Genomic DNA, 21,838 nt, shown 5'->3' on the forward strand with positions numbered 1-21,838 from the left:
TGGACAGCTCGTGACTCTTGGCGACGTGGGCGCGATGCTGGTGGCGAGGCGACACCCACTGGCCGAAGCCGCTGTGCGGGAGACGCGTGCCGATGCCGCCGCCTACGCGACCATCGAGGACAGTGCGGTTCTGGCCGACGTGCTGGACAACGCGCGAGAGGGGTTCGTCGCGTTGGGAACCTACCTCGCCAGCGGGCCTCCGCACGCCGAACCCGACATGGGCTTCGTTCGGCGTCACGCGGCCAAGCGCGTTCAGCGGCGCGTGCCCCTGGCCAGTTTCATGCACGGGATCCGTATCGGGCACCGAACAGCATGGAATGCGGTTCTCGAGTGGACGGCCGACCAAGCCGGCGGCAGAGAGGTCGCGCTGCTCGCCTCTGGCCTGCTGATCGACTTCTTCAACCAGTTCAGCACCATCGCCGCGCATGCCTATCTCGACGCCGAGCAGTTGCTCGCGGTCGAAGACGACCGCGTGCGTCGTGACCTGCTCGAGGACTTGCTCGGCGGGCGGGATCCCGCACCCGGACCGCGGCTCATGCGGGCCAGGGAAGCCGGCCTGACGCGGGAAGCTTCGTGCGTGGTGCTGGTCGCCGTGCCGGTCAAACCGATCAGTGACGATTACGGGCTGCGATCCGCTGCGGCCTCGCTGGGAGGCGCGGTCGGTGGCGCGGCACGCTCGTTGACCGTGGTTCGGCAGGACGAGATCGTGGTGGTCCGATCTGTGCGCGAAGAGCTCGGTGAGCAGTTCACCCGGCGGGTCAGGTCGGAGTGGCGAGCGCTCGCCGACAAGGGAACGCGGCTCGCTGTGGGGATCAGCACATGCCACAAGACGGTGGCCACGGTCGCAGACGCCTATCACGAGGCCCTCACCGCGCTTGACGTGCTTCCCGACGAGGGTGGCGTGGCCGCGCTCTTCGAGATGAAAGTGATCGATTACCTGACGCTGCGCGCCAATGAGACCGCACGGCGCCTGATCCCGTCCGCCGTGCGGGACTTCGTCGTCTCGGACAGCAGGTCGGGCGGGGTGCTGACCGAGACGGTGCTGTCCTACGCGCGAGCGAACCTCAACGTGAAGGCGGCCGCACAGGCTCTCGGTGTGCACATCAACACCGCCCACCACCGACTGACCCGCGTGGAGCGCCGCACGGGCTATGACCTACGACGGCTCCCGGACCTCCAGGAGTTGTTGATCGCGATCACATTCTACGGCGACGCCCGATCGGCGTTGTGATCCGATCACAGTCCCCCGCGGGCGAATGTTGGGTGGCGTGAACGATGACTTGGACGCTGCGGCTTTCTATGATGATCTCGAGAAGCGCGCAGGGTGCTGACAGCGTGAAAGTCACAGCTCAACGAGAGGAGGCGCGATGCGGTCGAAAACCGGCCTGGTGCTCGCACCACTGGCCGACGCCTGCATGAGGGCGGTACAGCCGAGTTTCGGACTCGGGTGGCAACAGCCCGGTATCCTATGACCACGATCGATAAATCTCACTGAGGTCTCTCGGGTTGTTAACCAGCCTGCTGCTGGTTCCGTGCACCAGCCGCCGGTCGGGAAACGATCCTGTGGGTCCGTGAGAATCGAGGAGATGTGATGCATCCCGGACTCCACGCGGGCATCCAGACCTGACCAGCCTGCTGCGGCAGCGGCAAAAACCGGCCGCGCAACACTTGCCGGGACTGGAACCTCTTCCTTCTGGCACGACCATGCTCGACCGCGAAGTCCGCGTGCGCGACGATTGATCGGTCGGCCCTACTCGGCTCTTTTCGCCAGTATTGCCTCGGGATCCGCCGCGCCCGAAGCGCACTGCTGTGCAAACGGCCGTTTGCTGCCTGCGGGCAGAGCGCCTCCTTTTACGCATCACCTGTATTACGAAATGGGGCCATTGCCATGCACGAAAGGACATCTGGGACGATCCGCGTGGCGATACATGCCTCGGATGCCCTGACTCGTCTGGGACTGACCAGCTACCTGGGCCGCGACCGCCGTGTCACCGAGACCGACCTCGACAACGCGCATGTTCTGGTGGTGACGGTCAAACGTGTCGACTCATCGACGACGGCCACCCTGCGGGATGTCAGCGCCGACACTTCGGCACGGTTGATCCTCGTAGTGGAGGAGAGCGGGCACGCCGACGTTTCCGCCGCGCTGGAATCGGGCGCCCGCGCCATCCTGTGGCGCCGCGATCTCAACGCCCAGATACTCCTGCAGGCCATCCGCGCGGTCAGCGGGGGAGGAGGCTTCTTTCCCAACTCACTACAGGGCGAGCTGATCGAGCAGGTGCAAAGGGTCTGTCGCGAGGTGCTTGAACCGCATGACCTGTCGTTCTCCGGGGTCACGAACCGTGAAATCGACGTGCTCGGGCTGGTCTCAGAAGGGAACGAGCTCAAGGACATAGCGCAGAAGCTGCACTTCTCCGAGCGCACCGTCAAGAACATCCTCTACCAGTTCACGAGTCGGTTCAACCTGCACAACCGGGCCCATGCGGTCTCCTATGCTATCCGTTCCGGCCTTATCTAGTGGCTCGTCTATGAACCTTGGTCGGGTTATTGATCATGGTCATGGCTGCTGCGCCACCCGCGATTCCACGTGCACTTCACCCCGACCTCGGCCAGCTGGCTCAACCTCGTCGAGCGATGGTTCGCCGAGCTCACCAACCGCAAGCTTCGCCGCTCAGTACACCGCAGCGTCGCCTCCCTCGAAGCTGACGTCCACGCCTGGATCAACGCGTGGAACGACGCCCCCAAACCCTTCATATGGACCAAGACCGCCGACGAGATCCTCGAAACCCTCGCCGCATACTGCCAACGAATTAACGACTCACGACACTAGGCCGTGTCTCCTTATTGCCGAAGCCATAGGGTAATCGCGCGTAGGACGATGCCTCCTCGGTAGAGGGCGGCGAGTTTGTCGTAGCGAGTGGCGATGCCGCACCACTGCTTGTGAGCGAGCTGGTCTGCGGGCTGCGGGGGCGCGGTCTTGATGCCCCCGCAGCCCGCAGTCTGGCTCGAATCGCTCGGGATGAGTAGGCCTTGTCGCCGATCACGGCCTCGGTCCGACCTTGGGCATCTTCGGCATGACCAGGACCTTCCACCGGGAGAACCCGATCTTGCCCTGGCAAGACACCCACTGACATCGTGAACATCACCCAGCCGTGAAAACAGGTAGCCGATGGAAGCGATCAGGCAAACCGGCAGATCAGATGGTCGAGTCAGACATCGCCCGAGAGAACGCCGACCCGCAAGCCGTCAGGCCAGACACTTTCGTGCGGAGTACTGGTAACCCCGGATATCAGGTCTTGCGGAATGGCTATTTGTCTCGCTCGTGTTCACCGCGAGCGCGCAGAGTCAGCGGCGGACCAAGGATGGCGGTCGCCGGAACCGCACTGGCCTGCCGATGAGCGGATGTTCGCCGTTGCCCAGCGGCGTTGACTGGGTTCGTCTGCTGCCCGGGGGGCGGTACTGGGACGAGCGAACGTCCCACCGAGACATCGCCCGGTACCGTGCGGAACCCTCCTCTTCGGTGGTCTCCACAGTCCGGTACCTGAACGACGGTCCACCTTAGATTCCGCTCCGGATCGCACACCTGAGGGCACGAGCAGCAGATGCCCGAGTACGGCCGTGCGGAGTGTCTTGTCCACGGAGAGGAAGTGTCCCCGCGTATGGACTCGGGAACGCGGTCGATGGTTTTCAGCTCAGTCGCTGTTTAGTCCTGCTTTGCGGTATGAGGCCAGGAAGTCGTTCAGGACGACGAGCATGTCCTGTGGGGCTTCCTCTGCTGGGAAATGTCCACAGTCGGGTAGCACGATGTTGGTGACGTCTTCGGCGACCGGCGCCAGAGTTTTGCCGACCAGTTCGCCCACGGAACGGGCGCCGGCGATTGTCAACACGGGCATGGTGAGCTTTCGTTGCCTGCGCCGCTCGTTCTGCTCGATGGTCGTGTCGAGCGCACGGTAGAACTCGAAACTGGCGCGGAGTGCGTCGGGGTCGCAAGCCAGAGTCTCGATGTAGAGGTCGATCGCGTGCTCCGGCAACGGCCGAACCGCTTTGGTCGCGAACTGGTACCCGAAGAACAGTCGTTCCCGACCTTCCACGAGTTTCTCGTTCAGTGATCCGAGTCGGTTGAACCCGAAATGCCACAGCCGGTCGATGGACTCCTGCGGTGCGAACAGCGGCGGGGAGGGTGCCAGGCCGGGGATCACGGCCTCGGCCACCGCCAGGCGCTCCAGCCTCTCCGGGTGGTCCGCGGCCAGCGCGTACCCGGTCCACATGCCGACGTCGTGCCCGACCATCGCGAAACGATCGTGGCCCAGCGCGCTCATCAGCTCCACCATGTCGGCGGCGAGGGTTCCGGTGTCGTAGCCGTCGTCCGGTTTTCCGGACAGGCCCACGCCCCGAGGGTCAGGGGCGACGATCGAGAAATCGCGTGCCAGCGCGGGCATCAGCTCCCGCCACGCGTACCAGGTCTGCGGCCAACCGGCCAGCAACAACAGCGGCGGTCCGTCGCCGCCGGTCACGGCGTGCAGGTGCAGGTCACCGACTTGCACCCAGCGGCTGCTGAACGTGTCGGTGAAGCCGTCGGGCAACCCGGGGGCGCCGCGCACCGAGCCGCGGCCCGCGGGCTCGGTCGGGGTGTTTCCTTGGATTGTCATGGCAAGTCCTCCTGATCGTGGCTGGTGGTCGAGTTGGTCAGGCGACAGCTGTCCGGTCGGCTGCCGTGGAGCGAGTGAGCGTGGTGGCCAGGGCGATCGCACCGATGCCGACGGCCAGCAGGAGCGTCGCGACGTTCTGGTTGATCACTTGGTCGAGGAGGCCGAGGGCGAGCGTCGGGCCGATCGTTCCCGCGTAGGCGGCCAGGAAGTAGGACGCGAACAGGTCGGCGCGGCGATCCGGGGCGGCGAGGCGCGCGGTGACCGCGACACCACGCCGGAACGTCACCCCCGCGCCGATTCCCGCGAACACCGTGCCGGTCACGAAAGCGGGCAGGGACCGGGTCCAGAGTCCGGACTCGAACACCGCGACCCCGATGATGAGGAACACGGGCCCGATCACCGGGGAATCCAGCCACCGGCCGGGTGCAGCCAGCTGTGCGACCAGGGCCACTGCGAACAGCAGGCCGACCTCCGCTCCGACGGCCGCGACACTGCGCACCTGAAGCGCGTCGTGGAGAAATCCGGGCACGAGCGAGGAGAACAGGCCGTTGACCGCGAACGCCGCGAACACCGCGACTGCCGCGGACAGGAACTGGCCGCGCGCCGCACGGTCGACCGGAAGCGTGGGGCGGCGGACCGCGAGCACCGGACGCCGGGGAGACCGGACGGTCTCCGGAGTCACGACGATCGCGACAACCGCCGGGACCAGCGCGGCCAGGTAGCACCAGAACACCAAGTGCGTGGGACTGGGCAAGAACTGCGCGAACAGGCCGGCGATGACGGTGCCGAGCCCCAGTCCGCCCAGGTTCGCCCCGGCGGCGGTCATCGACGCGCGCCGACCACCTCCCGGCCCGGCGAGCTCTTCGAGCGCCGCCGTCGCCGTCGCCGTGGTCACCCCGGTAGCGAGACCGCACAGGAACCGAGCCAGCAGGAGCAGGCCGACGTCCCGGGCCACCAGGAAGCACACGGTGCTGGCCGCGAGCACGACCAGCGACGCCAGCAGGAGCGGGCGCCGGCCCGAGCGATCCGACAACGAGGCGAACAGCAGCAGCGACGCCACCACACCCAGTGCGTAGATCGCGAAGATCAAGGTCGTGGTGAACGGACCGAACCCCATGCGCGGAGCCCAGAAAACGTACAGCGGTACCGGCAGCGTGCCGCCGAGCATGGCGAGCACGTACACCGCGGCCACAAGCCAGAAACCCGGCTTCGCGCGTCTGGAGGCGGCGGCTGGTGCGTCATCGACAACGGACATGCCCCGACCGTAAGTCATCTTGGACCGATCAGTCCATGATTCTTGTACTGTTCGTTCCAAGAAGTAGGTAGACTCACACCGAGCCGGTGAGGACGGGAGGCGAACATGTCGGGCCGCAAGCAGTTCGACGTCGACAAAGCCCTGGACAAGGCCATGGCGGTGTTCTGGCAGCACGGATACGCCGACGCCTCGCTCGACATGCTCGGCGCGGCCACCGGCCTCGGCCGGGGATCCCTCTACGGCGCCTTCGGCGGCAAGGACGCGCTGTTCCGCCGAGCGCTGGACCACTATTCGACCACCTACGGCGCCCGCTACGAGGACGCGCTCACCGCACACCCCGGCGACCCGGTCCGCGCCATCGAAGCGTTCTTCGAAGTCATCCTGGCCAGGATCGACGACCCTGCCGTACCGAAGGGATGCCTCATCGCCCAATCGGCGGCTCAGGCAGCCGTGCTGACTTCCAACAGCGCCACCCACGTCCGCGGCCTGCTCGACCTCCAGCACGCGCGGATCCGGGCCGCGCTCGACGATCCGCATGTCGATCCAGCGATGCTCGACGACCTCGCCACCTACATCGTCGCGATCAACCAATCCCTCGCGGTGCTCAGTCGTGCCGGCGCATCCGACGCCGAACTGCGGGCCGTGGTGCGCCTTGCCTGCGAGACCGTAGCGAACCGCCTCACTCCTGCCCACTGACACGGCCAGCTGGTCCCACGCTGCGGATCGCGCACATCGCCACGTCGCCGACGACCTCCCCGGCACCCACAGCCGGCGAGCGTGTGCGGGGCAGCGGACCGATAACCGGCCCACTTCGCGAGCGTCGAACATCCGGTCATGCCGCATAGTGGGCGTTAGCAACGATGGATGACATCGCTAGCGGGCCTGGTTGCTTCGCGGCGCAGGTCCTTGTCGGAACCGCCGACGACCACGTTCATAAGGTGACCCTCAGCTTTCTGCATCGGGTCCGGGGCGGGACGGCTGCTGGGCGCGCTCGCGAGGAACTCAGCCCCCCGGCACAGGGCCGTGACGACTGCCTCGGGCACGTCGATCGTGCCGCGCCGCAGCGTCTCCTCGCGGCACGCGACCGAGCGATCAAAGGAAACACGAACCGTGCTGCCGCCCTCGACGGGACGGGCCGCCCGGATCGAATCGGCGAAGGTTGCTATGCGGCGGCGGTAGTCCGCGGGTTCAGTCAGCACACCCGGATCAACGAGCGCGATGAACAGAGCGCAGTCCGAAACGCCCGGCGGGGCGGCGGCTGCGCCGGTCATCATGCCGGACAACCGCACGACCATGGCCAGCCCGGAGCCCTTGTGTCCACCCCACACGCTGAACGCCCCCTCGAGCGCCGCGGTCGGGTCGAGCGTCGGCGCCCCCGAAGCGTCGTAGGCTTGGCCGGATTTAGGGGTCGTTTCAGAATGCGTGTGCGGGGAGTTCGGCGGTGAGGATCATGCAGTGGGCGAGTTGCAGGAACCCCTCGTGGATGTCGTCGCGGGCTTCCCAACGAATCCGCAGGCGGCGCGGGCCGTGAAGCCAGGCGATGCGGCTTCGGCCACCCACGGCAACCGGTCAAGCCCAGAGCCGTGTTCGTCACCGCGGCGAGCGATACGAGGCGTGATGTTCCGGGCTCGCAGCTTGTCCCGGTAGATGTCATGGTCGTAGGCCCGGTCCGCATAGAGCTCACGGGGCTTGCGGCGGGGCCGACCCCGTCTGCCTCAGACCGGTGGGGTCGCCTCGATCAGCGGCACCAGCTGGGTGACGCCGTTGCGGTTGCTTCCCCACGCCGACCCGGATGCCGAAACCGGCGCGGATGCTTCGGCAGCAACGGCTCGATCAACGCCCACAGCTCGTCGCTGACCTCCCACGGCCTCGGGCGAGCCATCCCACGCTCCCAACAAACGATCAACTACGCCAGCCACCATGCCCAGACCATGATCATTATGCAAAGACCCCTTAGACCACATCTCATTTGGGTGTGCCCTTGGGCGGGGGATATCGTTGATCAACTGTGAGCGATGTGGAGAAGTGGTGTCCGGAGCCGTTGTGGCTGCTGGCGCGTTCGCTGTTGCCCGAAGCGCCGCAACGCCACCAGGGCGGAGGTCGGCGTCGGCTGGACGACCGCGCGGTGCTGGCCGCGATCCTGTACGTGCTGCAAACCGGGTGCGCCTGGTCAGCGCTGCCCACCTCGTTCGGAGTCAGCTGCGCCACCGCACACCGCCGGTTCACCGAGTGGTCCCAAGCCGACGTGTTCACCCGGCTGCACCAGGAACTGCTGGACCTGCTCGGCACCGCTGGAGCGATCGACTGGTCCCGGGCGTCGGTGGACAGCATGCATATCCGGGCGGGCAAAAGGGGGACCTGACCGGCCCCAGCCCGGTGGATCGAGGCAAGCCCGGCTCGAAGATCCACGCGATGAGCGACCGCAGTGGCATCCCGCTGGCCGTGGTCATCTCCGCGGCCAACCGCAACGATCACCGGGAACTTCAGACGGTGATCGATGCGGTTGCGCCGGTCAGAGGGTCTGCCGGACGGCCTCGACGTCGGCCGCGCAAGCTGCACGCCGACAAGGGCTACGACTATCCGGTCTGCCGACACGCGTTGCGTCGGAGAGGAATCATCGCCCGGATCGCTCGCCGGGGTATCGAGTCGACCACCCGGCTGGGACGCCACCGCTACGTCATCGAACGCACCCTGGAGTGGGTTTCCCGGTTCCGTCGGCTGGCTCGCCGCTACGAGCGCAAGGCCGCCCACTACGCGGCATTCGCCAGCCTGGCCTGCGCGGTGATCTGCTACCGCCGCGCCGCCAAACTGGATCTGCTCACCCATAACAACCCCAAATGAAATCCCGTCTAAGCAACCGGGACTTCTAGCCTGAGAGCGAACCTGCCGTCCTGATCGGGCCACTCATTCCCCGCAGGAAGCGATTCGAGCACATCATGCCCACAGCAACCCTGCCCGCGGCGAGCACCGGCCATCTGCCTCTCGTGACCTGCGTGTTGGCCGTTGGTGTCTTTCTGATGGGCACGACCGGGTACGTCGTTGCCGGCGTCCTCCCCGAGATCGTCGGTGACGTCGGGATCTCGGTCACATACGTGGCTCGGGTGATCATCATGTTCGCGGTCGGGATGATCGTCGACACCCCGACGATGGCGATCCTCACCCTCAGGCTGGCGTGCCAGCGGGCATCGGGCCTCGCGTTGGTGGTATTCGCGATCGGACACGCATCGTCGCAATCAGTACGAGTTTCCCGCTCGTCCTCGGCGCCCGGCTGCTGACCGCGCTGGCCACCAACGCGTCCTGAGCGGTCGCGTCCGTCGTCGGGGCGAAGGCCGCGGGCCCGACGACTAGCTGCGCGCCGGGCCAGGTCCGCGGATGTGCGGACTCAGGACGTCCTTGACCGTTGGCCGCTGGGGGCGCCATGTGTCACAGGATGATGACGGTGCGCTCGCCGGGTGCGTCGTGGTGTGCCCAGGCCGCTTCGACCTCGGCCAGCGGGAACGGGTGCGGGCGCACGGCCATTGCGCCTGCGGCGATCACGGTGATGAGCTGGGTGAACTCCCGCTGCATGATCTGCATGTCCACCGAGCCGAAGCCGCTGCCCAGGACGCGGAACGCGTTGGAGCGCAGGGCGTGCCCGGACAGGGTGATCGCGTCTCCGCCCATGCCGCCGATCTGTACCCAGTCGAGCAGGCGGGTGTGCTGGGTGCGGGCCCCGAGGACTGCGCGCATCGCGAGCTCGGTGGGCGGTCCCCACACGTAGTCGAGGGCCACGTCGACGTCTGCGGCGGCCTCGGCGAGCGCGGCCGCGGTGACGTCCTGGTCGGGGGTGAGCTGGACGATGTGGTCCGCGCCCTGGCCTGTGAGTTCGTCGAGGCGGGCGCGGTTGCGTCCCGCGGCGATCACGCGCGCGGCGCCGAGGTGCTTGGCGACCTTGATGGCCATCGATCCGGCGTTGCCGGTCGCGCCGTGCACCAGGACCGACTGCCCGGCCTGGAAGGGCACCCGGGTGCGTAGCGCGCACCACGAGGACAGGGCGGGGTTCATGGTGGCGACCAGAAGTGCGGGATCCGCTCCGCCCGGGACAGGGATGGCGGTGGCGGGATCGATGACGATGCGCTCGGCCAGGGTGCCGGCGCCCATCACCATGACGTAGGCGAGACTGCCGTCCGCCCGGCGGACGACCGCGTCGGCACCCGCCAGGGCGGGCAGCGACTGGGGGCTCGTGTGGTGCTTGCCCGCGGCGATGCCCCGGGTGGCGGGGTGCACGCCGACGGCGAGGACGTCCACCACCTCCTGGCCGGGGGCGGCCTCGGGAGCGGGGATGGAACGGAAGTGTGGCGGCTCGTCGAAGGACTCCACGAGCGCGGCGTTGATCAAGGGCATGTGCGTTTCCTTGCCTGGTGCGTGACTCCGTGAGGTGGACGACACCGCCATCCGTAAGAAACGGAGCCGTATCTTATATGCTCCGAGCCTACGACGGCGGGTTAAGATACGCAAGCGGGTCTAACTGTCTGGTGGAAAGCCTCGAAATCGACGTACGGGGGGTAGCGGTGAGTGAGGGGCGCACGAAGAGCACTCCCGCCCGGCGCAGGGGCGCCGTTCTGGAGAACGCGATCATTGATGCCGCCTGGGAGGTGCTGGTCGAGCGGGGTTACAACGGTTTCACGTTCGAGGCCGTCGCAGCGCACGCCGGGACCAGCAAACCGGTGCTCTACCGGCGCTGGCCGCAACGCGCGGACCTCCTGATCGCCACACTCACCCGGCACTGGTATCCGCTCGAGATCCCGGACACCGGCAGCCTGCGCCAGGACGCCCTCGCCCTGCTGCGCGCGGTCAACGCCGAGCGGGCCCGCACGGTGATGCTCATGCGTATCCAGCTGGCGGACTACTTCCGCGAGACCGGCACCAACTTCAGCGACCTGCGCAGCCGCCTCCGCCTCGCGGACGAGAAACCCCCCTTCGCACAGCTCGTCGACAGCGCAGTCGAGCGCGGCGAGCTTGCCGAGGTACCGCGGCCCGAACGCGTGGTGAACCTGCCCTTCGACCTGCTGCGCCACGACTTGCTGATGGGCACGGGCGCGGTGCCGGACGAGACGATCGTCGAGATCGTGGACGCGGTGTGGCTGCCCCTACTCGACCTGACGCTCCACGGCACACAGCCACGACGCTGAGCGCCCGCACCGGAGCCCGACGCAGCTCCTCGGGCAGCACCAGGTGCATCGACGCCATGTCACACCTCCGCGCTACTTTCCTCCCTGATCGACAGCGGGTCTTCGTCCAGGCTCCCGGTTTCCACGCGCCGTTGAGGTTCCCCCGCTTTGCCGGAGGCTTTGATCTACCCCCGGTTCGGTGGAGTCGGGTTACTGGATACTCAGTGATCTACTCGACCTCTGGGAGGTTCGTTGCCCCGCCGGTATCCCGCGGAATTCCGCCGCAAGGTTCTTGATCTCGTCGAGTCTGGCCGGCCTGTCGCGCAGGTCGCGCACGATCTCGGCATCAGCGATCAGACGATCTACAACTGGCGCCGCCAGCATCTCATCGATACCGGGCAGATGCCCGGGATCACCAGCAGTAGCGGGAAAACTCCTTCGAGGTGTATTGGGCTCCGCGGTCGGAATGAAACACCGCTCCGTCGCGGAGATGCCCGTGGGTGCGGGCCATGGCCAACGCGTCGATGACCAGGCTGGTGCGCATGTGCTCGGCCATGGCCCAGCCGATGACCATGCGGGTGGCCAGATCAATCACCGTAGCGAGGTAGAGCCAGCCCTCGCCGGTGCGCAGGTAGGTGATATCGCCGACGAGTCTGTTTCCCGGTTGTTGGGCGGTGAAGTCCCGATCGAGCAGATCCGGGCTGATAATCGGCTCTTCACCGGGCACGGTGGTGGTCTTGTAGGCACGGGGCTGCACCGCGGTCAGGCCCAGTTCGCGCATGAGGTCGGCGACCAGGCCCACGCTGGCCGCGATGCCCTCCCGGGCAAGCTGAGCGCAGACCCGCCGGCACCCGTAGGTCTGACGGGAGTCATCGAAAACACGCCGTACGTGCTCGGCCAGCTCGCGCCGGCGGGTCCGGGTCGGGGTTTCGGCGCGGTGGCGCCAGGCATAGAACGACGAGCGGGACACACCGAGCATGCGGCACATCCACGCGATGCTGTAGTGGGCCTTCTCCGCCTCGATCAGCGCGCAGCGCTGATTCAGTCCTGCGTCCGGGCGAAGAAGGCCGCCTTAGATTCAACCGGTCAGAGCAACACTGCTGGTTGAGGAGCGCGCGTGGCGAGGCTGGGTCGGCCTGGGATGTCGGATGAGATGAAGGAGGACCTGTGGCGGCGGTGGAGGGCGGGGGAGTCGATCAGCGTCATCTCTCGTGAGATCGGCAAGCCGCCGGGCTCGGTGTTCACTGTCCTCAAGCACCACGGCGGCATCGCTCCGCAGTCCCGCAGACAGCGTGCTGGATCGCTGACACTGCCTGAGCGAGAAGAGATTTCCCGGGGATTGAGCGCGGGATACTCGTTTCAAGCGATCGCCGCGTTCTTGCAGCGAGCGGTGTCGACGATCAGCCGGGAAGTCACCAAGAACGGCGGTCGCCACGCCTACCGGGCTACCGCAGCCCAGGAACGTGCGCGTGAGCAGGCTCGCCGGCCGAAACCATGCCTGCTTGCTCGCCAGCCTGCGTTGCGTGACGAGATTGTGGCTCTGCTGGGGGAAGAATGGTCTCCTGAACAGATCGTGGGCCACCTGCGTCGGCACGGTGGCGACGCCGCAGAGAGGACAATCAGCCACGAGACGATCTACCGATCGATCTACACCACCCGCTGGAAGGTGATTCCACGAGAGTTGTGCAAGCGGCTGCGAACCGGTAGGCCGATCCGCAAGAACAAGCGCAACACGGTCAAGGGCCAATGGCGATCCCAGATCATAGACGCCCGACCGATCGAGCAACGCCCCGATACCGCCCAGGACCGCAGCACCCTCGGGCACTTCGAAGGCGACCTCGTGATCGGGGCGAACCACAGCCAGGTCGCCACCCTGGTCGACCGCAAGACGCGGTATCTCGTGATCGTGAAACTCCCCAGCCGTCACAGCACCGTCGTCGTTCCCGAGCTGATCAAGACCTACGCTGGCCTGGACCCGCGGCTACGCGACACGCTGACGTGGGACCGGGGTATGGAATTGGCCGAACATAAGCGATTCACCGCTGCCACCGGGGTAGATGTGTTTTTCGCCGCGCCACGCAGCCCTTGGCAGCGCGGCACGAACGAGAACACCAACAAGCTGGTGCGCCAGTACCTGCCCAAGGGCACCAACCTCGCGACGTTCACCCAGGCTGAGCTCGACGCGATCGCCACCAAGCTCAACACCAGACCCCGCAAGTGCCTCGGCTTCCGCACCCCCGCAGAGGCTGTTGCCTTGACCGGTTGAATCTAAGGCTGCTTTTTTCAGGAACTCGTTCTCCATCCGCAGCCGCCGGACCTCGGCCTCCAGCTCGCTCAACCGGGCACGCTCCACAGGACTCATCTCGGTGTCGGGTTCGGGGTTGTCCCGCCGCCAGGCGTGCACCCAGTTGCCCAGGGTCCCGGGGTTGCTCTCCAGCTCCCGAGCCACCTCGGCCACCGGACGGCCGCTGGCTACGACCAGCTGCACCGCCTCAGCCTTGAACTGCGGACTGAACTTCCGACGCTTCTCCGGCACAGGTACATCCTCTCAATCGAGAGGCCCTGTCCAAGATCCTTGGTACACCTCACCCGCGTGTTATCTGACAATGTTTTCGAGGGTGGGCTCGTTGATGGCGGTGGCGTAGAGAGTGAGGATCTGTTCGAGTAGTGCGGCGCTGAGCCCGCACCGGGCAGGAAAGGGTGCGGATCGGCTCAGGAGATGTCGGTGCTGTCGCGGGCGTAAGGGCGGTACAGGGCGGCCGAGGCGAGGCCGTTCGCCACGGTGAGCGCGACCGTGATGAGCAGCAGCGCGGGTTGTAGCCCGATCTGGTCACCGAGGTAGCCCGCGAGCAGCGCGTAGCCGCCGTATGCGACGGATTCGACCAGGTAGACGGACACGGCGAAAGCCAGGGAACGAAGGTGCGGCGGGACGACCCCCATCACCAGCGGGCGGTTCACCACCGGGACCTGCCCCTGGAGCAGCCCGAGCATCGCGAACAGCACCACGTACGGCGCGATGCCCTCCGCCGCGAGCTGCAGCGCGACGAAGGCGACGGCGGCGAAGGCGAGTTGGCTGGCCTGGAGCCTGATCACGCGGCCGCTTCGGGGGAGGGCAAGGTGGAGGCGGTCCAGGAGTCGCCCGCCGAGGAGGGTGCCGACGACGTACCCCAGTGAGAACGGCAGCGCCGCCAGCGATGCCGTCGAGGTCGAGAACCCGCGTTCCTCGACCAGGAACACGATCCCGAAGCTCATCATCACGTTCTGGCCCGAGAACAGCCGCTGCGCCAGCAGGTAGCGGAAGCTGCGGATGCCAAGCAGTTCGCGCAGGCCGCGCGCGCCTTCAGCCACCCCGGTGGCCGCGGCACCTTCGCAGCAACAGTGCCCGAAGGTGCCGAAGGTGCCGCTTTACTCGTGCGCACCTTCGGCACCTTCGTCGCCATCGGACAGGACCCATTCCCAGCCGCTACCGGCGAAACCGGCCTTGGTGGTTCGTGCGCCGATCTTGCGGCGGGCTTTCTTGACCTGGTCCCGGGACAACCCCGCCGCCTCCGCCGCGCGGATCACCGTGCCCGCCTCCGCCCGCCCACCGGCCTCGACGAGATAGCGGCGCAGCCATTCCTGAGCCTCCGCCCGTTCGGCCTGCTCGTCCCGGGAAACCGGCACCGCGACCAGCAGCTCGGCGACGGTCTGCTCGGACTCCCCAACCAACTCGAACCTGCCCACCGACGCCGACCGGCCATCCTCCGCTTCCGCGCTCGCCGGCTTGATGCAATAGCGCAGCGATCGGGTCCCCATCGGGGCCAGGTTCGTCTTGATCAACGACAACACGCACGACCCGTCCTCAGCCGCCGGGTCGCGGGCGAACCCGAGCGCGGAGCGCACGACCTGGCCGAACTCCGCCGAACCCGAGATCATCAACAGGGGATCAGTGCCGGCGGATTTGCGGAAGTGCGCGATGCCGACGATCGCGAGCCCGCACTCCTGCACCAGCTGGGACAACGGTTCCAGCAGCGAACGCACCACCCCCTGCTTGGCCAGATCAGCACCGGTCATCGCCGACAGCAACGCATCCAGCACGACCACCCGCGTCCCCGTAGCCTGCACCGCCGCCTTCAGGGCCGGCATGTCCACCGACAACGACACCGTGCCCACCGCCACCTCGTCACCAAGCCGCGATTCGGTGTGCACGGCCAGCACCCGATCCAGATCGGCACCGGCCGCGGCCAACCGCGGTGCCAGGGTGTACTCCCAGGAATCCTCGGTGGCCACATACATCACCGGCGCCGGATACCCAGCCAGCTCGCCCGGCCCAGCAAGTCCAAGACCGACTCCGGATCGGCGACGATGTCTAACCACCAGGGCATTACCCCGGCCCAGCGCAGCCGCCGGGCGCGCATCGCCGCCCACGCCTCCTGGGCCAACACCACCGACCGCACGGCACGAACCCGCCCCGCCACCCTCGCTTTCCTGGCCCGCTTCGAACGGCAAGTCGACCCCGACGGGCGCCTCACCGCCGAGGAACGGCATCAGCGAGCCCACCACGCCCGCACCGCCTACATGCTCGACCTCGCCGAAAGATCCGCGAAAGCACGACGCCGATAACGCGACGCGCACAACACCACCGTCAGTTGAGTTCTCGTCGCACCTGCCACACCGATACGGGGACAAGCAGAGGTCGGCGATGCCGCGCGCCAGCCCGGGCGGAACCGCGGTCGTATGGGACGCGTCGGGTAGATGGTGCGCGACCGGGTTCACCGAGCTCGGTGGCAGCCAGCAGCTTGGTGTCACCAGGCTCGGCGGGGAAGTTTCCCTTGGATTATCGAACGCACCCACAGTGCGCTCGCATCTCCCGAGGGTGCCAGCATCCAGCACCCTGTGGTCCGCGACCGGCGTCCGGTTGCCGATGGGTTTCGTACACGGATAGGCCGAGGTCGTCCTCCTTTCACAGACGCCGGGCGAGAGCCCAGGTGCGTGCGCGTGCTTGTTCTCCGAAGAGCTCGGCGTGGCTGATCATGATCTCGGTGGCCCCGGCGTCGATGTAGCGGCGCAGGCCGGCGGCGACGGTGTCCTCGCCTCCGGCGAGCAGCAGGTCGGCCGCGCTCGACAGCCCCTCAGTCGCGACCACCTTCTGGTAGGAGGGGATGTTGTCGTAGAAGCCGAGGACGTCCGCCGCGTGGGCGCGGGCGGCGGCGACGTCGTCGGTGACCACCGCGGGCACACCGGCCACGATCTGCGGTGCCGGCCGCCCGACCGCGGCAGCGGCTTCGGTGATCCCCGGGACGATCCGTTCGGCGAGCGTGCGCGGTCCCGCGAGGTAGGTCGCCGTGCCGTCGGCGAGCTCACCGGCAACCGCGAGCGCCCGTGGTCCCATCGCGGCGGCCAGGATCGGGATCGCCGGTGCGGCTCCGGCCACCGCGGTCGGCGTGACCGGGCGCGATACGAGGGTCTCGCCCTCGAATGCGGAGTCGTCCCCGTCGAGCAGCGGGCGTAGCGCGGCGAAGTACTCGCGCAGGTGCCGGATCTGCGGCGGGTACGGCAAGCCGAACTCCGGCTCGAGCAGGTTCCGCGCGCCGAGCCCGACGCCGAGCCGGAACCGCCCGGCGGTGGCGGCCTGCGCGGTCTTCGCCGCCGCGGCGACGAGCAGGGGATGACGCGGGTACATCGGCACCGTCGACGTACCGACGTGGACCCTGGGCTCGGCCCGACCCACGTGCGCCGCCAGCTGGATCGCATCGAAGTCCACTCCCTGCCCGAACCAGAGCGTGTGCACGCCCGCGTCCGCCGCCTCGTGAGCCAGCTCGACAGCCCGGTCCACGATGTTGCCGATACCCGGCTCTTGCGCGAACGTTCCCCCCAGAAACACTCCGATCCGGATTCCCGCGCTAGTCATCACAGCTCCTTCAACTGATTACAGGGACTGCAATCAGTCTACGCGCGTTGATTACAGCCCCTGTAATCGCCTAGGCTGGTGCAATGGGACGATGGCCGGCCGGGGCGCAGGAACGGTTGCAGCGCGCCGCGATCGAGTTGTTCTCCGAACGCGGCTACGAGCGCACCACTGTCGCCGACATCACGCAGAGCGCCGGGCTGACCGAGCGCACCTTCTACAACCACTTCGTCGACAAGCGCGAGGTGCTCTTCCCCGACCAGGACCGGTTCATCGCCGATGTCGTCGAAGCGGTGGGCGCCGCACCCGCGGACCGATCCCCGCTCGACGTGATCATCGCCGCCCTCACAGTTGACACCGAGTGGTTCGACCGGCGTCGGGATGCGGCGCAGCGCCGCAGGCGGATTCTCGACACCCGTGCCGAACTGCGAGAACGCGAACTGGCCAAGATGGCCGCACTCGACACGGCGATCACCGGTGCCCTGCGGGCGCGGGGAAGCTCCAACACCTCGGCTGCCCTGACCGCTGCCGCCGCCGTGGCCGCCTACCGACTCGGCACGGACAACTGGCTGGCCGACCCCCGAGGGCGCACGCTGCGACACCACCTGCGCTCGATCTTCGAGGAGCTGCGCAGGACGGCGGAGAACTGGTAACACGGGTCAGCCGGATGCACGTCACCGAGCCAGCTCCACCGGCAAACATCGAGACATAGGCGCCGACTGCAGCAGCGATCACGACGGCGAATAACGACAGGCACACACCGACGGCGATGCCGATCTTTGCGAACATGACGCGCTCCGGGGACAACGAGAGCAGGACGATGACTGCCCACGGCGGCACCGGCCGAATTCTCTCCACTGTGGACGCAGGGGGCGGTGAGGCGTCCGTGGTTGGTCTCGACTTCGCCGTTTCCGGCCAGCACGGCCCCCTCCGGCCGCGGGCATGACGGGCGGCTCGTTGGGAGAGGGCAGGTTTCTTCGCACCTGCCACACCGATACGGGGACAAGCAGGCGGCGCGGTGCGCTCAGCACACCGCGCCGCCCCTCCTTTTAGCCCGTTTCCCGGTCAGACGCGGTCGCCGATGCCCATGCGAGATCGAACTCGTGTATCGGAACTCCTGGCGAACCCGGGACGAGGCCGAAAACGCGATCTTCGGCTACATCGACGGCTGGTACAACACCCAGCGCATCCAGAAGGACCTGGGCTGGCTCTCACCCGACGAATACGAGAGCGCCTGGCACGCCAACCAGGAAGTCCAGCCCCTACCGGATACGATCCCAGCATCCCCAACCGGAACCAGGTAACCAACCCCTCCGAGTTCTCGGGGGAACCTCAAGGGCAGCCTTACAGCTCGACGTGGAACACCTCGCCGTCCCTACCGGAACGGCCCTTCATTGAGGCCGCCTGGTCGAGCGTGACGGGGAGCGGATCGCCCAGCTCGCCGTCCCTACCGGGACGGCCCTTCATTGAGGCGACGCCGCCGTACGCGCGACACGGGCTGTGCTGCACCGCTCGCCGTCCCCGCCGGGACGGCCCTTCATTGAGGCTCGGGCCAGGCAAACATCGCCAACTCGCTACTGTCTCGCCGTCCCCGCCGGGACGGCCCTTCATTAACAACTCGTTTCAGAATAATGGGCGTGTCTGATAGCGATGGTTGATCGACTCGGTGCATGGTCATGGTGTGATCGAGGAGTTGGTGCCAGATCAGTTGTGGTCTCGGGTGCAGCCGTTGCTCCCGGCGCGTCCGCCTCGCCGGAGCCGGTACCCGGGCCGGTTGCCGGTCGACGATCGGGCCGCTCTGGCCGGGATCGTGTTCGTGCTCAAGACCGGGATCACCTGGCGGGAACTACCGCACGAGGTGGCGGGATGTTCCGGAGTGACGTGCTGGCGGCGGTTGCGGGACTGGAGCGAGGCCGGGGTGTTCAACGCGGTGCACGAGCTGCTGCTGGACCAGCTTCGGGCTTTGGATCGGCTCGACCTGAACACTGTGGTGGTCGACGGATCGCATGTGCGGGCGCTCAAAGGGGGGCGGCGACGGGCCCCTCGCCCGTCGATCGGGCTCGCACCGGCACCAAACACCATGTGATCACCGACGCCGGCGGTATCCCACTGGCAGTGACGGTCACCGGCGGCAACCGCCACGACAGCACCCAACTCATCCCGCTGGTCGAGGCTCTGCCCACGATCCGTGGTAAGACGGGATCTCATTTGGGGTTGTTATGGGTGAGCAGATCCAGTTTGGCGGCGCGGCGGTAGCAGATCACCGCGCAGGCCAGGCTGGCGAATGCCGCGTAGTGGGCGGCCTTGCGCTCGTAGCGGCGAGCCAGCCGACGGAACCGGGAAACCCACTCCAGGGTGCGTTCGATGACGTAGCGGTGGCGTCCCAGCCGGGTGGTCGACTCGATACCCCGGCGAGCGATCCGGGCGATGATTCCTCTCCGACGCAACGCGTGTCGGCAGACCGGATAGTCGTAGCCCTTGTCGGCGTGCAGCTTGCGCGGCCGACGTCGAGGCCGTCCGGCAGACCCTCTGACCGGCGCAACCGCATCGATCACCGTCTGAAGTTCCCGGTGATCGTTGCGGTTGGCCGCGGAGATGACCACGGCCAGCGGGATGCCACTGCGGTCCCGACACCATGACCAGCACCGGCGGCCGCCCCACCTGGCCGAACCCCAGCGGGATGTCGGCCGGCGGGAACCACAGATCGCATTGGGCCAGCTCGCCGGGCTGATACACCGTCCGCGACACCGGGTCCGGCGGCAGGAACAACGGGCGCAACTCCCGCACCCGGTCCTTGAGCACGGTCATGCCCCGCTGCCAGCCGATCCGTTCGGCGATCACCGGCACCGGCATCGTCGGCCACTCCGCCAACAACGCCCGAACCTGCGGCTCGACCGCATCCACGATCGAGCCCTTCGCCGGCCGCCGATACCGCGGCGGCCCCTCAGCCGACAGCGCCCGCCGCACCGTGTTCCGCCCGACACCCAACCTGCGGGCAATCGCCCGAATCGGCATGCCCTCACACCGGTGAAGCCGACGGATCTCCGCCCAGTCCTCCACGCTGATCACTCCCCACTTGTCAGGGAGTGGGTCCGATTTCGCCCGCCCACACCGGGTCAGGATTCACCCGTCCGCGACACACGTGGCTCCACCGGGTGGACATTTACATCACGACGCCTGACGCCACTGTGGTCGATGTGGCTGGCGAGGTTGATGATGTCGGCCCGCGCGAGCGCGGGGATGCTTCGCAACCGGCTGGCCGGTCGCCTATTGAGGTGTGGTCGCCGGTGGACAGCGTGTGGCGTGCCCCTGTCGTCTACCTGGTGGTGGGGTCCTGTTCCGGGTGACGTGGAGGGATATCGACACTGCAGATGTCTCTGCACCAAAACCATCGCGTTTCGTTATCGCTGGTCGATGCGGTCCTGAACAGGTTCGCCCAGCTCGACGTCGAAGAGGATGTGGAGCAGCAAGCGCAGCCCGCGTCTACCGCGACTTCGGCCGTAGAGCTCCCGAGCGCAATGTCGCTTCGATCTCCTCCAGCGTCCGGCCCTTCGTCTCGGGGACCCGGAAGTGGATGAAGCCGACCGCCAACACCGTGATCGCCGCGTAGAGCCAGAACACGCCCGCCTGCCCGAGTACATCGACGAGCGGCAAGAACGTCGCCGACACCACGGCGTTCGAGCCGAAGATGGTCATGGTCGCCATGCCAGCCGCCTTGGCTCGTAGCCGCAGGGGATAGATCTCAGCGTTGATCAACCAGAAGACCGGCCCCAGCCCGATCGCGAAAGCGCCGACGAAGACCATCAAGGTCACCACACTGAGCCAGCTGGGTGAAGCCGCCGGGCCGCTGAAGGTGAACCCGAGCAGTACCAGTCCGGTCGCCATCACCGCGGTACCGGCGAGCAGCGGTCCGCGGCGGCCGATCCGGTCCAGCAGCAGGATCGACACGACGGTCATTCCGACGTTGACCACGCCGATCCCTACCGTGCTCAAGACCGAGCTCACCGCGTCGAACCCGGCACTGTGCAGGATCGTCGGCGCGAAGTAGATCACCGTGTCGATCCCGGTGATCGTCTGGAACAGGGCGAGAATCAGGCCGATCGCGAGCGCGGGCCGTGCGACGCGGCCGAACAACGAGCGCCAGCTGCCCGACCCGCCGGTCGCCGACTCACGGATACCGGCGATTTCCCGCTCGATGTCGAGATCGCTTTCGCTCACCGCCGCGAGCGTCGAACGCGCCTCGGTCATGCGGCCGCGGGTGACCAGCCATCGGGGGCTTTCCGGCAGGAACCGAAGAGAGAGCAGCAAGATTACCGAGGGGACCGCGGCGAGGCCGAACATCCACCGCCAAGCACCTGCGGGCGCCAGCAGGTAGTTGACCACATAGGACAGTAGAATGCCGACCGTGATCAGGAGCTGGTTGAGCGAAACGAGTGTGCCGCGGATACGTGGAGGTGCGATCTCGGCGATGTAGACCGGAACCGTGAGCGCCGCCGAACCAACACCGAGCCCCTGTGCGATCCGAGCGATCACGAGCCAGAAGTAGCTTGGTGCCACCGCGGCGAGCACCGCGCCGCAGGCGAACGCTGCTGCTGAGCCGGCGAGCGCCCAGCGGCGGCCGTACCGGTCAGAGACAGGCCCGCAGCAGAGCGCGCCGATGACGGCACCGAGCTGCATCACGCTGACAACGATCCCCTGCTCGAACGAGGACAAAGCGAACTCGTCCTTGAAGAACAGCAGTGCACCTGAGACGACGCCGGTGTCGTAGCCGAAGAGCAGGCCACCGAGGGCGGCTACGAAGGCGATGAACGGCGAAGTGTATCTTGATCTTGAAACATCGGTCTTGCGCTCGGTTGCGGTGGCGTTGTCCATGTCGACTCCAGTTTCATCGTGCGGT

The 21,838-nt window shown here is 67.1% G+C and carries 18 protein-coding genes and 7 pseudogenes; 12 read left to right on the forward strand and 13 right to left on the reverse strand.

All coding sequences use genetic code 11. The annotated features are described in order from the left end of the window. Positions 1-34: 34 nt before the first annotated feature. The 3 genes and pseudogenes from SACE_RS12455 to SACE_RS12465 form a co-directional block, all read left to right on the forward strand. A complete protein-coding gene (locus SACE_RS12455; RefSeq protein WP_009949897.1) occupies positions 35-1,231 on the forward strand; it encodes a PucR family transcriptional regulator in 1,197 nt (398 codons plus the stop codon). A gap of 687 nt (positions 1,232-1,918) precedes the next feature. Then, positions 1,919-2,518, forward strand: a complete 600-nt coding sequence (locus SACE_RS12460) for a response regulator transcription factor (protein WP_009949895.1) — start codon at positions 1,919-1,921, stop codon at positions 2,516-2,518. A 42-nt stretch (positions 2,519-2,560) separates the two neighbouring features. Next, positions 2,561-2,830: pseudogene (locus SACE_RS12465) on the forward strand (IS630 family transposase); the annotation flags it as partial. Between the two features lie 862 nt (positions 2,831-3,692). Here SACE_RS12465 and SACE_RS12470 read toward each other — a convergent pair. Beyond that, positions 3,693-4,583, reverse strand: coding sequence for an alpha/beta fold hydrolase (locus SACE_RS12470; protein WP_231849987.1), 891 nt, complete (start codon positions 4,581-4,583; stop codon positions 3,693-3,695). A gap of 103 nt (positions 4,584-4,686) precedes the next feature. Then, on the reverse strand, positions 4,687-5,964 hold the full coding sequence (locus SACE_RS12475) for an MFS transporter (protein ID WP_231849988.1): 1,278 nt from the start codon (positions 5,962-5,964) through the stop codon (positions 4,687-4,689). A 45-nt stretch (positions 5,965-6,009) separates the two neighbouring features. Here SACE_RS12475 and SACE_RS12480 point away from each other — a divergent pair, with 45 nt between their 5' ends. Beyond that, positions 6,010-6,600 (forward strand): TetR/AcrR family transcriptional regulator, encoded by a 591-nt coding sequence (locus SACE_RS12480; protein WP_009949889.1) that lies wholly within the window; start codon positions 6,010-6,012, stop codon positions 6,598-6,600. Between the two features lie 155 nt (positions 6,601-6,755). Here SACE_RS12480 and SACE_RS12485 read toward each other — a convergent pair. Both SACE_RS12485 and SACE_RS38290 read right to left on the reverse strand, forming a co-directional pair. After that, a pseudogene (locus SACE_RS12485) lies at positions 6,756-7,292 on the reverse strand (Ldh family oxidoreductase); the annotation flags it as partial. A gap of 25 nt (positions 7,293-7,317) precedes the next feature. Continuing rightward, positions 7,318-7,682, reverse strand: a pseudogene (locus tag SACE_RS38290) (transposase family protein); the annotation flags it as partial. 239 nt (positions 7,683-7,921) lie between these two features. Between SACE_RS38290 and SACE_RS36340 the strand changes: the two are divergent. Then, a protein-coding gene (locus tag SACE_RS36340) for an IS5 family transposase (RefSeq protein WP_085982276.1) occupies positions 7,922-8,745 on the forward strand; the annotation gives its coding sequence in 2 pieces (ribosomal slippage) (positions 7,922-8,264 and positions 8,264-8,745; 825 coding nt in all). A 95-nt stretch (positions 8,746-8,840) separates the two neighbouring features. After that, on the forward strand, positions 8,841-9,179 hold the full coding sequence (locus SACE_RS12500) for an MFS transporter (protein WP_021342208.1): 339 nt from the start codon (positions 8,841-8,843) through the stop codon (positions 9,177-9,179). Between the two features lie 148 nt (positions 9,180-9,327). On the opposite strand, the gene SACE_RS12505 is transcribed toward SACE_RS12500, so the two are convergent. Further along, the gene (locus SACE_RS12505) at positions 9,328-10,287 is read right to left on the reverse strand and encodes a quinone oxidoreductase family protein (protein ID WP_009951573.1); all 960 of its coding nucleotides are present in this window, start codon (positions 10,285-10,287) and stop codon (positions 9,328-9,330) included. Between the two features lie 167 nt (positions 10,288-10,454). Between SACE_RS12505 and SACE_RS12510 the strand changes: the two genes are divergently transcribed. Beyond that, a complete protein-coding gene (locus SACE_RS12510; protein ID WP_011873735.1) occupies positions 10,455-11,075 on the forward strand; it encodes a TetR/AcrR family transcriptional regulator in 621 nt (206 codons plus the stop codon). 231 nt (positions 11,076-11,306) lie between these two features. Then, positions 11,307-11,582, forward strand: coding sequence for a transposase (locus SACE_RS40090; protein WP_197537735.1), 276 nt, complete (start codon positions 11,307-11,309; stop codon positions 11,580-11,582). Here the strand turns inward: SACE_RS40090 and SACE_RS12515 are convergent. Beyond that, positions 11,467-12,099 carry an IS3 family transposase gene (locus SACE_RS12515; protein WP_143538125.1) on the reverse strand — a complete coding sequence of 211 codons (633 nt, stop codon included), beginning with the start codon at positions 12,097-12,099 and terminating at the stop codon, positions 11,467-11,469. The two genes, SACE_RS40090 and SACE_RS12515, sit on opposite strands and share 116 nt — an antisense overlap. A 72-nt stretch (positions 12,100-12,171) precedes the next feature. Between SACE_RS12515 and SACE_RS12520 the strand changes: the two genes are divergently transcribed. Continuing rightward, a complete protein-coding gene (locus SACE_RS12520; protein WP_011873737.1) occupies positions 12,172-13,320 on the forward strand; it encodes an IS30 family transposase in 1,149 nt (382 codons plus the stop codon). A gap of 39 nt (positions 13,321-13,359) precedes the next feature. On the opposite strand, the pseudogene SACE_RS40095 reads toward SACE_RS12520, so the two are convergent. From SACE_RS40095 to SACE_RS12540, 4 genes and pseudogenes are all read right to left on the reverse strand, one after another. Beyond that, positions 13,360-13,590: pseudogene (locus SACE_RS40095) on the reverse strand (transposase); the annotation flags it as partial. A gap of 176 nt (positions 13,591-13,766) precedes the next feature. Further along, positions 13,767-14,402, reverse strand: coding sequence for an MFS transporter (locus SACE_RS12525; RefSeq protein ID WP_009951536.1), 636 nt, complete (start codon positions 14,400-14,402; stop codon positions 13,767-13,769). A 57-nt stretch (positions 14,403-14,459) separates the two neighbouring features. Then, positions 14,460-15,668 carry an AAA family ATPase gene (locus SACE_RS12530; RefSeq protein ID WP_231849990.1) on the reverse strand — a complete coding sequence of 403 codons (1,209 nt, stop codon included), beginning with the start codon at positions 15,666-15,668 and terminating at the stop codon, positions 14,460-14,462. Between the two features lie 328 nt (positions 15,669-15,996). Further along, positions 15,997-16,917, reverse strand: coding sequence for a TIGR03564 family F420-dependent LLM class oxidoreductase (locus SACE_RS12540; protein ID WP_009951533.1), 921 nt, complete (start codon positions 16,915-16,917; stop codon positions 15,997-15,999). Between the two features lie 110 nt (positions 16,918-17,027). Between SACE_RS12540 and SACE_RS12545 the strand changes: the two genes are divergently transcribed. From SACE_RS12545 to SACE_RS12555, 3 genes and pseudogenes are all read left to right on the forward strand, one after another. Then, positions 17,028-17,594 carry a TetR/AcrR family transcriptional regulator gene (locus SACE_RS12545; protein ID WP_011873739.1) on the forward strand — a complete coding sequence of 189 codons (567 nt, stop codon included), beginning with the start codon at positions 17,028-17,030 and terminating at the stop codon, positions 17,592-17,594. Between the two features lie 450 nt (positions 17,595-18,044). After that, positions 18,045-18,245 carry an IS3 family transposase gene (locus tag SACE_RS12550; protein WP_009951529.1) on the forward strand — a complete coding sequence of 67 codons (201 nt, stop codon included), beginning with the start codon at positions 18,045-18,047 and terminating at the stop codon, positions 18,243-18,245. Between the two features lie 377 nt (positions 18,246-18,622). Then, positions 18,623-19,143, forward strand: a pseudogene (locus tag SACE_RS12555) (IS5 family transposase); the annotation flags it as partial. Positions 19,144-19,145: 2 nt separating this feature from the next. Here the strand turns inward: SACE_RS12555 and SACE_RS12560 are convergent. The 3 genes and pseudogenes from SACE_RS12560 to SACE_RS12570 form a co-directional block, all read right to left on the reverse strand. After that, positions 19,146-19,568, reverse strand: a pseudogene (locus SACE_RS12560) (IS5 family transposase); the annotation flags it as partial. A 4-nt stretch (positions 19,569-19,572) separates the two neighbouring features. After that, positions 19,573-20,010: pseudogene (locus tag SACE_RS36360) on the reverse strand (helix-turn-helix domain-containing protein); the annotation flags it as partial. Positions 20,011-20,424: 414 nt separating this feature from the next. After that, positions 20,425-21,813, reverse strand: coding sequence for a sugar porter family MFS transporter (locus SACE_RS12570; protein ID WP_009951262.1), 1,389 nt, complete (start codon positions 21,811-21,813; stop codon positions 20,425-20,427). Positions 21,814-21,838 lie beyond the last annotated feature (25 nt).

It is taken from the genome of Saccharopolyspora erythraea NRRL 2338 (assembly GCF_000062885.1).
Lineage (GTDB): Bacteria > Actinomycetota > Actinomycetes > Mycobacteriales > Pseudonocardiaceae > Saccharopolyspora_D > Saccharopolyspora_D erythraea.

What these genes read in the sequence shown, in the direction of transcription:
- SACE_RS12570 (WP_009951262.1), bottom strand. Translation starts at nt 21,813, where the DNA reads ATGGACAACGCCACCGCAACCGAGCGCAAGACCGATGTTTCAAGATCA.
- SACE_RS12500 (WP_021342208.1), top strand. Translation starts at nt 8,841, where the DNA reads ATGCCCACAGCAACCCTGCCCGCGGCGAGCACCGGCCATCTGCCTCTC.
- SACE_RS12480 (WP_009949889.1), top strand. Translation starts at nt 6,010, where the DNA reads ATGTCGGGCCGCAAGCAGTTCGACGTCGACAAAGCCCTGGACAAGGCC.
- SACE_RS12455 (WP_009949897.1), top strand. Translation starts at nt 35, where the DNA reads ATGCTGGTGGCGAGGCGACACCCACTGGCCGAAGCCGCTGTGCGGGAG.
- SACE_RS12505 (WP_009951573.1), bottom strand. Translation starts at nt 10,287, where the DNA reads ATGCCCTTGATCAACGCCGCGCTCGTGGAGTCCTTCGACGAGCCGCCA.
- SACE_RS12545 (WP_011873739.1), top strand. Translation starts at nt 17,028, where the DNA reads ATGGGACGATGGCCGGCCGGGGCGCAGGAACGGTTGCAGCGCGCCGCG.